Below are 10,034 nucleotides of genomic sequence, written 5' to 3'. Positions count from 1 at the left end.
TACTGTTGCAGGTTCTCCGGGTAAAATCCCAGAGCAAAAAGGCGTTTTCCACCATTGCTGCACTGATAAGAATCCATTTAATCAGTAATCTTGAGATATATTGGATGGTGCAGAACAGCAGGAGAACTTACAGCAAACAGAAAAAACGAAATAAACCACCTTGTATACAGGTAGAACTGTTCTAAAAAACAGGGGGGGNGGCTTTTTTATCTAATGAAAATATTTACTGATAATCAGTAAGTTAAGTGAGTTTATTGCCTGTTTTTAAGTTTATCCGTTTGGTAGTGTAAACATATATTAATAATATACTAAAAATTAAATTAACTATCAATTATTAGTATATCAGACGTCTTTTATTCGTGTAAAAGACTATAAAAAGACGGCAAGAAGACGGTAAAAAGACGGCCATATATACTTTTAGTTAACCATTATATAAATTTAAATTACTCTCCATTAAATAAAATGATCCGAAAAAGCCCTAACTCTTTGTTCAAGTAGGAATAACGCCCCCTTCTTCACAACTGCTGGCCTTAGTTGATCCTACCCAAAGACAATTATTAAACAAAAAATTGCACCTTTAAACTTAATATACGAATTTAGCTTTGAAATTAGTTGCCAATTGACATTACCCTTACCAATATCTGTAAACATATGAAAAAACGTCTTTATACACTGGCCTTCGCGCTGCTGGGAATCTTCGCAGTGACGATGGCTTTTGGTTCATCCAAGAAAACAAGCAAACAAGGGCTACATTCCTCCTATGCTCCACAACAGGCAGATACCATTAAGCTTCTTGCCATTGGCAACAGCTTTTCCGAAGATGCTCTGGAATACTACCTACACGGCTTAGCGGCGGCGGAGGGCATTCCTATCATTATAGGCAATCTATATATAGGCGGCGCATCCCTAGCACTACATGCGGAGAATGCACGGAATGATACAGCAAGATACAGTTATCGCAAGATCGGCATAGATGGAGAGAAGATAACCACACCGAACATTTCCATAGCAAAAGCCCTTGCCGATGAGAAGTGGACACATATTAGCTTACAACAAGCCAGCCCTAATTCTGGCCAGTACAATACATGGGCGGCATCCCTCCCGCAGGTATACGACTATGTGACATCGCACGTCCATCACGACGTTCAATTTGTGCTCCATCAAACTTGGGCATATGCCAAGAACTCCACCCACGAAGGATTTGCCAACTACGGAAAGGACCAGCAAAAAATGTATGAGGCTATTGTTAATGCCGTAGACAGCGCTAAAAACCTGGTGCATATTGACCTAGTAGTTCCAGTTGGCACGGCTATACAGAATGCCAGAACCAGCAGTATTGGTGATAATTTCACGCGTGATGGCTATCACCTTGACCTAGGTATCGGAAGGTATACCGCATCTTGCACCTGGTACGAAATGCTTTTTGGAAAGAGCGTAATCGGAAACCCATACAAGCCGGAGGCGCTATCAGACAAGGATGTCAAGATAGCGCAATATGCGGCACATTTTGCCGTGACCAATCCCAATGCGATTACCCCAATGACGGATTTCTAAACGTCTTGTGGGCAGGGAAGCCTTCAGATGTTTAGATTACCCTGCACAATAAACCCTTCAGATACTCTCCTTCTGGAAAAGAAGAGCGAATTGGGTGATCTTCCGGCTGGCAAAATTGATGGATGAACTGAATCTGCTTGCCAGCGTCCAGCGCAGCCCATGCCAACACCTGCTTGAAGGTGGCAATATCCATAGCCGCGGAACAAGAAAAGGTGGCCAACAGGCCTCCACTTTCCAGAAGGGCAAGTCCCAACCTGTTGAGGTCTTTGTAGGCTCTAGCTGCTTTGTCGAGACTACTTCTCGAAGGAGCGTATTTTGGCGGGTCTAAAACCACTATATCAAACAATTCCCCTTGCTCCTTATATTGTCGCAACTGCTTATTTACGTCAGACTGCAGCGTTGTATAACTCGTTTCGTCAAATCCATTGAGCCTGGCATTCTGCTTGAGCGTTTCTATCGCCAAAGCTGAACTGTCTACGCCATATACTTCACGCGCGCCGGCTTTGAGTGCATTTAGGCTGAATCCTCCTGAATAACAAAAACAATCCAGCACTTTCTTGCCAACACTATGCCGAGCCACGATAGCTCTGTTGTCACGCTGATCACAATAGAAACCAGATTTCTGCCCTTCAATGATGTTCACGTGGTAAATTATGCCATTTTCTTTCACTTCTACGAAGGCAGGCGGCTGCTCTCCATACAAAACACTTCCACCGGCAGGCATTCCTTCGTGCAACCTGGCATTGGCATCACTGCGCTCATAGATGCCCTTAGGCTGCAATTGCTTCACCAGTTCGTCAATAATCACTTCCTTTACCCGTTCTATGCCCGAAGTAAGTACCTGCACCGAAATGAAATCTCCATACTTATCTGCTATCAAGCCCGGCAGGAAATCGGCCTCGCTGAAAATTAACCGAGCAGTATCCGTGTCGGCATTAAAGATAGACTTCCGAGCTGTGATAGCCTTGGCCACCTTCTCCCTCCACCAGTCTGTATCTACCTGTATGGCCCGGTTCCATTCCAATAGCCGCACGGCCACGCGCGACTCATCATTGTAATAGCCATAGGCCACGAAATCATCATTTGCATTGACCACTTCCACCAGATCTCCATTACCTGGCTTTCCCTTTATCTTGGCTATGGCGCCAGAAAATATCCAAGGGTGCACCTGCCATGCGGCCTTATCCTTACCTTTATTGAGTATAATGGTATGCATCTTCTATTTTTTCAGTTTTTCATTGTTCTTGTGCCTGTCGGCATCGCGGATAGATTTCTTTTCTAGGTTCTTTTCCAAGGCCTGCGTCAAATCTATCCCTGTTTGATTTGCCAAGCAAATCAATACAAACAATACATCGGCCATCTCATCGGCCAGGTTGACTTCCTTATCAGACTTCTTAAAGGATTGCTCGCCATACTGCCGAGCCATGATCCGCGCCACTTCCCCCACCTCCTCCATGAGCATAGCCGTATTGGTTAGTTCGTTGAAGTAACGGATTCCAGTGGTGTTTATCCACCTATCTACCAACTCCTGTGCTTCTTTTATGGTCATTTTATTAGTATTTAGATCGCCTTACACCTTCCATTCCTAGGCCTTACGCCTTTAGCCTCTATTCCTTATTCTTCGTATCCATCACAATCGTTACAGGGCCATCATTGCAAAGGTCGATCTTCATATCGGCCCCGAAAACACCCTTTTCCACCGCCTTGCCCAGCAGCCGCTCCAGCTCAGCAGTCATTGCTTCATATAAAGGTATGGCCTTATCTGGTCTGGCCGCACGTATAAAAGAAGGCCTATTGCCTTTTTTTGTCTGAGCAAAAAGGGTGAACTGCGAGATAAGCAAAATATCGCCCGATAAATCCTGGATAGATTTATTCATCAACCCCTGCTCGTCGCCAAATATCCGCATGTTTACGATTTTCTGCGCCAACCAGACTACATCTTCCATCGTATCCGCTTCCTCAAGGCCCAGCAGGATCAGCAAACCGTGCTCAATAGCTCCGGTAACTTTGCCGTCCACGGTGCACGAGGCCTTACTTACGCGTTGTATTACTGCTCTCATTCTTTAGTTGTGTATTTTCAGTTGCCCGTTGTGCGGATCTGTCATGCGGCTCATAACTCACATCACACAACTCACAACTTTATTATGCTCTGGTATCATTGCCATGATAAATGCTTAGATAACTATCGTAACGGCTCGGCTCTATCAACCCTTCCTCCAATGCAGTGAGCACAGCACATCCAGGTTCATTGATATGCCGGCAATCGTTAAAACGGCATTGATGCATCAGTTCCCTCATCTCTGGGAAGAAGTGCCCCAACTCCTGCGGCTCAATGTCTACGATACCCATTTCGCGAATGCCGGGCGTATCCACCAAATAGCCGCCACCTTCTAAGGGAATCATTTCCGCAAAAGTAGTCGTATGTTTTCCCTTGTCGCTCCAAGCAGAAATATTGGCAGTCTTTTGTTGCGCCGATGGAATCAAACTATTTATGAGCGTTGACTTGCCCACACCGCTATGCCCCATTATAAGGGTTGTCTTTTCATGCAATGCGGCCAGCAGAAGTGAAACATTGGTTTTTTCGAGGGCAGAGACTTCAAAAGTGGGATAGCCCAATCGCTCATATATAGCTCGATAATCTTCTAAAATCTCTAGCCCCTCCTCGCTAAATAGATCAAGTTTGTTGAATACCAGCATTGCCGGGATATCATATGCCTCCGCAGTTACAAGAAACCTATCAATGAATCCGAGCGAAGTGGGAGGAGAAGCCAAAGTGACAACCAACAAAGCTTGATCCAAATTGGCCGCCAGAATATGTGCCTGCTTGGAAAGGTTCACGGACTTGCGTATGATATAATTTCTCCTATCCCGCAAGGATACTATCACCGCCGTCTGCTGATCGGGTTCCATCATTATTTCTACCCTATCGCCTACGGCAATGGGATTGGTGGTCTTGATGTCTTTTGTCCGAAACTTGCCTTTAATGCGACTTTCCAACAAGTGACCGTCTGTCGTCATCACCGTGTACCAGCTTCCCGTCGACTTGACAACTACTGCTTCCAATCCTTTTGTAGTGGGCATGCGCTCTATTGTTAGGCCAAAATAGCTTCCAATCCGCGCTTCATTCTGGCAATACTTTCCTCTTTGCCCAAAAGAGCGGCAATATCAAATACATGAGGGCCGAACTTTCCACCTACTAGCATGATGCGAAAAGGCAGCATCAGCTCCCCCATTTTGAGTCCGCTAGCTTGGATGGCAAGTTTGTAAAAATGCTCCAACTCCTCACTGCGCCAAGGTTCCAATCCCTCCATCTTACTGATTATATCAATAAAAAAATCGGTCTTTTCCGTAGACCATTTCTTTTTGATGGATTCTATGTCATATGTCGTGGGAGCCTTGAAGAAAAAACCGGCCTGTTCCCAGAAATCAGGTAAAAGCGTCATTCTTTCTTTGACCAAACTGAGTACTTGCTCCAAATAGCCGTCCTTCACATCCAGCACATCGTGCTTGGCCAAAACCTCCCTCAGGTAGGGGGCAAGCTCCGATAAATCACTTCGCTTTATCCATTCGTGGTTGAACCACTTAGCCTTCTCAAAATCGAATTTCGCACCTGCTTTGCTGATCCTCTGAATAGAAAAACGATCTATCAGCTCTTGTAAAGAAAATATTTCTTGCTCACTGCCATCGTTCCATCCTAGCAGGGCCAGCAGGTTTACAAATGCTTCTGGCAAGAAACCAAGTTCCCGAAAACCCTTGGTAAGTTCGCCCGTTTTGGGATCGGTCCAATTCATGGCATAAACCGGGAATCCTAGCCGGTCCCCATCACGCTTACTGAGTTTTCCGTTTCCGTCAGGTTTTAAGATGAGGGGTAGGTGAGCCCATTCTGGCATTACCGATCTCCATCCTAGGTACTCCCAGAGAAGAACATGCACTGGCGCTGATGGCAACCACTCCTCTCCACGAAAAGCATGGGTGATCTTCATCTGATAGTCATCTACCACAACGGCCAAATGGTATGTAGGCATCCCATCAGCTTTAAGCAAAACCTTATCATCTACCAATGAGGTGTCGAAACTCACAAATCCACGTATCATATCGGTGAACCCAACGGTTTCTCCCACTGGCATTTTTATGCGAACGACATGCGGCACGCCTGCTTTCAACAAGGCGTCCACCTCATCGACAGGTAGGTTAAGTGAATTTTTCAACCGATCTCTATTTTCGTGGCTATACCTGAAATTGGGCACCAACTTTCGCTGTTCGTCCAATTCTTCTGGCGTGTCAAAAGCGTAATAGGCAAAACCGTCAAGCACCAATTGCTCTGCATACTGCCGATAGCGTTCTTTTCTTTCACTCTGCCTGTATGGACCATAGTCACCTCCTTTTTGGGGACTTTCATCCGGCACCAAGCCACACCAATGTAGGCAATCTACGATATACTCTTCGGCACCGGGCACAAAACGTGTCTGGTCAGTATCTTCTATACGTAATATCAAATCGCCTCCCTGGCTTTTCGCAAAGAGGTAATTGAACAAAACCGTACGCACGCCCCCTAGGTGCAAACCACCGGTGGGGCTAGGTGCAAAACGGACTCTGACTTTCTTATCTGTATCTTTAGACATAGCGGCAAAGATAGGAATTTAGTTGCGAGTTGCGTGTTTTCAGTTGTGAGTTGGCAATTTCGAAAAATATTGTATTTTGGCACCGTCATAATTGTTATCAGTTGTCAATTGCGGGTTGTCAGGCCTACTCGCAACGCACAACTCACGCCTCATAACTAGGAAATGAATCCGTATCAAAATAGCCAACGCTGGAAATTCTTAATATTAATCTTTGCGGCAGTCATTGCCATTGCTTCGCTTTGGTACACCAATTATCTCGTCAAGGCGCTTGCAGAATCCGAACGCACGCGTGCGCAGGTATGGGCGCTAAGTACTCGAAATATATTCGTTATGCCTGACATGAACGATGACTTCATCACTTATATATATGCCGTAAGAGACAGCCTGGAGGTACCCGCAATCATTACAGATGAAAGTGGAAATATTCAATACACACGCGGATTGGACACTACCAAGACTTTCGTAAAGGTCGATGCGCCACTCAATGCCTACTTGAACACCCAAAAATATGACCCCAAATATTTTGAAAACGAGCTGGAACAGATGAAGCGCCAGCATGAGCCCATACAAATAGACCTCTATGATGGAGAAAAGCTCTTCGTTTATTATAAGGACTCACTGCTATTAGTACAGCTCCGAATCTTCCCATATGTGCAGCTTACGCTGATAGCCCTTTTTCTCGCCATTGCCTACTCCGTATTCAATAGCATTAAGAAATCCGAACAGAACCAAGTATGGGTAGGACTGGCCAAGGAAACGGCGCATCAATTGGGCACACCCATCTCTTCGCTTATGGCATGGATAGAGCTTATGAAGGAAAAATTTGACGCCGAGAACGACCCATTGATTGGCGAAATGGAAAATGATGTGCACCGACTGGAAATTGTAGCAGACCGTTTTTCTAAAATAGGTTCCAAGCCCGTACTGGAAAACCATGTGGTATACGAGGTGATCAAACACTTTGTAGACTATTTCCAGAAAAGGACGAGCGACAAAATTGAGATAACGGTTGCCGGCGACACCCAAGTGGAAGCTAAATTGAACGTTCCTCTATTCGACTGGGTGATAGAAAACATCTTGAAGAATGCGGCAAATGCCATCAAAGCCGAAGGTAAAATCCATATTTTAATTACAGAAAACCTTGCTAAAGAGCAAATATTCATTGATATTAGCGATACGGGAAAGGGAATTCCCAAGAACAAGTTTGAAACAGTCTTCCAACCAGGCTATACTACCCGCAAAAGAGGGTGGGGTTTGGGGCTGTCGCTCACGCGTCGCATGGTCGAAAACTATCACAATGGTCAAGTGTTCGTTAAGGAATCGGAATTAGGAAAAGGAACCACATTTAGAATCATATTAAAAAGCAGTTTAACCTATGAACCAGCTAAAATCGGATGACTACCCTGAAATCTACAGACCTTACATAGAAAAAGTGACGGGGAACGTGATGAGCGTAATGAAAAGCCAATTGGAAGACTACCCTGCTTTTATCAAAACGATTCCTTCCATCAAGGGGCAATATAGCTATGCAGAAGGCAAATGGACGGTCAAAGAGGTTCTGGGCCACATAGTAGATACAGAGCGCATCATGGCCTATAGGGCATTGCGCTTTGCGCGAAACGACACAAAAGCACTAGCGGGTTTCGAACAGGATGACTACGTATTAAACGGGAACTTTAACGAACGGAGCATTAACAATATCGTCCACGAATGGATAACGGTAAGGCAAGCCACCATTTCCCTATTCGAAACCTTCGGAAGGACGGAGTTGGCAAGAAAAGGATTGGCTTCAGATCGACTGATCAGTGTCAAGGCGTTTGCCTATATCATAGTAGGACATCTCAATCATCATCGCGAAATATTGATTTTACGTTACTTAAATCAGTTAAAATGATTTGGAATAGGCTTTACGAGATTGAAGAGCTAAATGACAGCCCTCAGCAACATCTGGCTACTCTCTTAGGTATTTACTTCAGCGAAATAACCGATAACAGCCTCACAGCGATCATGCCTGTTGATGAGCGCACAAGGCAACCTTTTGGCATCTTACATGGGGGCGCGTCCGTAGTACTTGCTGAAACGGTAGGCAGCGTAGCATCCAATCTGGTTTGCGACGACAACTTCATGGGAGTGGGCTTGGAGGTCAATGCCAATCATTTACGCCCGGTAAAAGATGGTTACGTAAAAGCCGTCTGCACCCCTATACATATGGGAACGAAGACGCACGTATGGGATATACGAATATATGACAGCACTGGAAAAATGAACTGCATCAGCAGGCTGACGGTAGCTATTTTGCCAAAAACGGGGGCCAAATCCCAAGAATAGTGTTTTCCTCCAAAAACTTTTACGCTCTTTCCATGTTCTTATTACAATACATAATCATTCAGCATGGTTTTGTGATAAGGTTTAGGAACGAAGCGCTTCGATGAGATATCGAAGCGCTTCTTTTTTTTGATGCATCGATCGGCAATCGATTGCGTAAAGAAATCGCTTTTTTTTCCCAAATAAATTACTTAGTCTTGTGATTGCTTTGCAAAAAGTTAACAACTTGAACAAAAACACTTGATTTATGGCCTTACAAAACGACGCCTCTAAGACAGCACTATTGCCTATGATAATATGCTGCGCACTATTTTTCATTCTAGGTTATATCACCTGGGCCAACGGAGCTCTTATTCCATTTGTGAGACTAGCCTTTAATTTAGAAACAGATTTGCAGGCTTTCTTCATTTTATTTGCGTCTTATATTGCTTATTTCGTTTTAGCCCTTCCCAGTTCATGGCTTTTGGACAAAATCGGCTTTAAAAGTGGCATTGTCCTCAGTTTGTTTTTAATAGTAATCGGGGCATTGATCATATTACCGGCCGCGTCCAATTTAAGCTACGTCTTGTTTTTGGTCGCCATATTCGTCCAAGCATCAGGAATGGCACTCCTGCAGACCGCCATTAACCCTTATTTAAGCATCATTGGCCCTATTGAGAGCGCCGCCCAACGGATCTCCATTGTCGGCATTTTCAACAAGACTGCCGGCATCATTGTCCCTTTTATCCTAGGCAGTATCTTGTGGCACGACTATGAAACGATTTCGGGAAAGATCATGGCCCTCGAAGCTGGCCCCGAGCACGATGCTTTGCTAGTGGAACTTACCGAGAGGCTCCACGGCCCGTACATCGGGGTAGCCATCGGGGTAGCCATCCTGGCGGTTATTGTGCTTGTGGTAAAAATGCCCGAAGTAGACGTAAACAAAGAAGAAGTGGCGGAAGAAGGCACAAACACAGGAAGGAAAAGTAGCATCTTTCAATTCCCCCATCTTTTTCTGGGATCGTTGGCCATATTCTTTTGTGTTGCGGTAGAGGTAATGGCGGGAGACATCATTGGAACCTATGGCGGATTACTGTCCCTACCGCCGTTCTTTATGAAATATGGAACGGCTTTTACACTGGGCTGTATGCTCATCGGCTATTTTATTGGGATTGCAACCATTCCAAGATTGATCACACAACAGTCTGCACTTAGAATCTGCACACTGGTCGGCATTGCTTTTACCAGTATTTCTGCGTTCACTTCAGGAATGACCTCCTATATTTTTGTGGCATTATTGGGTGTTGCCAATTCGTTAATGTGGCCGGCTATCTTCCCGCTAGGAATTAAAGGTCTCGGCCGATTTACAAAAGTTGGCTCTGGAATCATGGTCATGGGCATCGCAGGCGGCGCCATCTGGCCATTGGTATACGGCTACCTTAAAGATTACGTACACGTCAATTTTCAGTTGGCCTTCTGGCTAGCCGTAATTCCTGCTTATCTTTACATTCTTTATTTCTCAGTAAAGGGGCATAAAGTAGGAAAATAAAAACC

The 10,034-nt window shown here is 44.9% G+C and carries 11 protein-coding genes; 6 read left to right on the top strand and 5 right to left on the bottom strand.

Annotation, left to right across the window (positions count from 1 at the left end):
* Together A37S_RS27720 and A37S_RS23890 are read left to right on the top strand one after the other, a co-directional pair.
* Positions 1–185, top strand: a 185-nt coding sequence (locus tag A37S_RS27720; RefSeq protein ID WP_028296498.1) for a hypothetical protein, incomplete at its 5' end; no start/stop codon positions are given.
* A gap of 466 nt (positions 186–651) precedes the next feature.
* Positions 652–1,554: a DUF4886 domain-containing protein gene (locus A37S_RS23890; RefSeq protein ID WP_211229739.1), complete on the top strand. Its 903-nt coding sequence runs from the start codon at positions 652–654 to the stop codon at positions 1,552–1,554.
* A gap of 31 nt (positions 1,555–1,585) precedes the next feature.
* On the opposite strand, the gene A37S_RS0107695 is transcribed toward A37S_RS23890, so the two are convergent.
* The 5 genes from A37S_RS0107695 to gltX form a co-directional block, all read right to left on the bottom strand.
* Positions 1,586–2,770, bottom strand: coding sequence for a class I SAM-dependent rRNA methyltransferase (locus tag A37S_RS0107695; protein WP_028296497.1), 1,185 nt, complete (start codon positions 2,768–2,770; stop codon positions 1,586–1,588).
* A 3-nt stretch (positions 2,771–2,773) separates the two neighbouring features.
* Positions 2,774–3,103 (bottom strand): nucleotide pyrophosphohydrolase, encoded by a 330-nt coding sequence (locus A37S_RS0107690; protein WP_028296496.1) that lies wholly within the window; start codon positions 3,101–3,103, stop codon positions 2,774–2,776.
* A 58-nt stretch (positions 3,104–3,161) separates the two neighbouring features.
* Complete coding sequence (gene dtd, locus A37S_RS0107685) at positions 3,162–3,614, bottom strand: D-aminoacyl-tRNA deacylase (RefSeq protein WP_028296495.1); 453 nt, start codon at positions 3,612–3,614, stop codon at positions 3,162–3,164.
* Positions 3,615–3,696: 82 nt separating this feature from the next.
* A complete protein-coding gene (gene rsgA, locus A37S_RS0107680; protein WP_425414401.1) occupies positions 3,697–4,635 on the bottom strand; it encodes a ribosome small subunit-dependent GTPase A in 939 nt (312 codons plus the stop codon).
* A gap of 11 nt (positions 4,636–4,646) precedes the next feature.
* Entirely contained in the window at positions 4,647–6,176 is a 1,530-nt protein-coding gene (gene gltX, locus A37S_RS0107675; RefSeq protein ID WP_036601693.1) for a glutamate--tRNA ligase, read from the bottom strand.
* 162 nt (positions 6,177–6,338) lie between these two features.
* On the opposite strand from gltX, the gene A37S_RS0107670 reads away from it, so the two are divergent.
* The 4 genes from A37S_RS0107670 to A37S_RS0107650 all read left to right on the top strand — a co-directional run bounded on the left by A37S_RS0107670 (position 6,339) and on the right by A37S_RS0107650 (position 10,029).
* A complete protein-coding gene (locus A37S_RS0107670; protein WP_028296492.1) occupies positions 6,339–7,574 on the top strand; it encodes a sensor histidine kinase in 1,236 nt (411 codons plus the stop codon).
* Positions 7,552–8,070 carry a DinB family protein gene (locus tag A37S_RS0107665; RefSeq protein ID WP_028296491.1) on the top strand — a complete coding sequence of 173 codons (519 nt, stop codon included), beginning with the start codon at positions 7,552–7,554 and terminating at the stop codon, positions 8,068–8,070. Before A37S_RS0107670 ends, A37S_RS0107665 begins: the two co-directional genes overlap by 23 nt.
* Complete coding sequence (locus tag A37S_RS0107660; RefSeq protein WP_036601691.1) at positions 8,067–8,504, top strand: hotdog fold thioesterase; 438 nt, start codon at positions 8,067–8,069, stop codon at positions 8,502–8,504. Before A37S_RS0107665 ends, A37S_RS0107660 begins: the two co-directional genes overlap by 4 nt.
* A 244-nt stretch (positions 8,505–8,748) precedes the next feature.
* Positions 8,749–10,029, top strand: a complete 1,281-nt coding sequence (locus A37S_RS0107650) for a sugar MFS transporter (protein ID WP_028296489.1) — start codon at positions 8,749–8,751, stop codon at positions 10,027–10,029.
* Positions 10,030–10,034: the final 5 nt, after the last annotated feature.

Source organism: Olivibacter sitiensis DSM 17696 (genome assembly GCF_000427965.1).
Taxonomy (GTDB): domain Bacteria; phylum Bacteroidota; class Bacteroidia; order Sphingobacteriales; family Sphingobacteriaceae; genus Olivibacter; species Olivibacter sitiensis.
The sequence above is the reverse complement of the archived record's forward strand: the minus strand, read 5'-3'. Positions and strand labels throughout refer to the sequence as shown.

Bases quoted from the DNA above. Each gene is read 5' to 3' on its own strand.
- A37S_RS23890 (WP_211229739.1), top strand. From the start codon at position 652: ATGAAAAAACGTCTTTATACACTGGCCTTCGCGCTGCTGGGAATCTTC.
- A37S_RS0107695 (WP_028296497.1), bottom strand. From the start codon at position 2,770: ATGCATACCATTATACTCAATAAAGGTAAGGATAAGGCCGCATGGCAG.
- A37S_RS0107690 (WP_028296496.1), bottom strand. From the start codon at position 3,103: ATGACCATAAAAGAAGCACAGGAGTTGGTAGATAGGTGGATAAACACC.
- dtd (WP_028296495.1), bottom strand. From the start codon at position 3,614: ATGAGAGCAGTAATACAACGCGTAAGTAAGGCCTCGTGCACCGTGGAC.
- rsgA (WP_425414401.1), bottom strand. From the start codon at position 4,635: ATGCCCACTACAAAAGGATTGGAAGCAGTAGTTGTCAAGTCGACGGGA.
- gltX (WP_036601693.1), bottom strand. From the start codon at position 6,176: ATGTCTAAAGATACAGATAAGAAAGTCAGAGTCCGTTTTGCACCTAGC.
- A37S_RS0107670 (WP_028296492.1), top strand. From the start codon at position 6,339: ATGAATCCGTATCAAAATAGCCAACGCTGGAAATTCTTAATATTAATC.
- A37S_RS0107665 (WP_028296491.1), top strand. From the start codon at position 7,552: ATGAACCAGCTAAAATCGGATGACTACCCTGAAATCTACAGACCTTAC.
- A37S_RS0107660 (WP_036601691.1), top strand. From the start codon at position 8,067: ATGATTTGGAATAGGCTTTACGAGATTGAAGAGCTAAATGACAGCCCT.
- A37S_RS0107650 (WP_028296489.1), top strand. From the start codon at position 8,749: ATGGCCTTACAAAACGACGCCTCTAAGACAGCACTATTGCCTATGATA.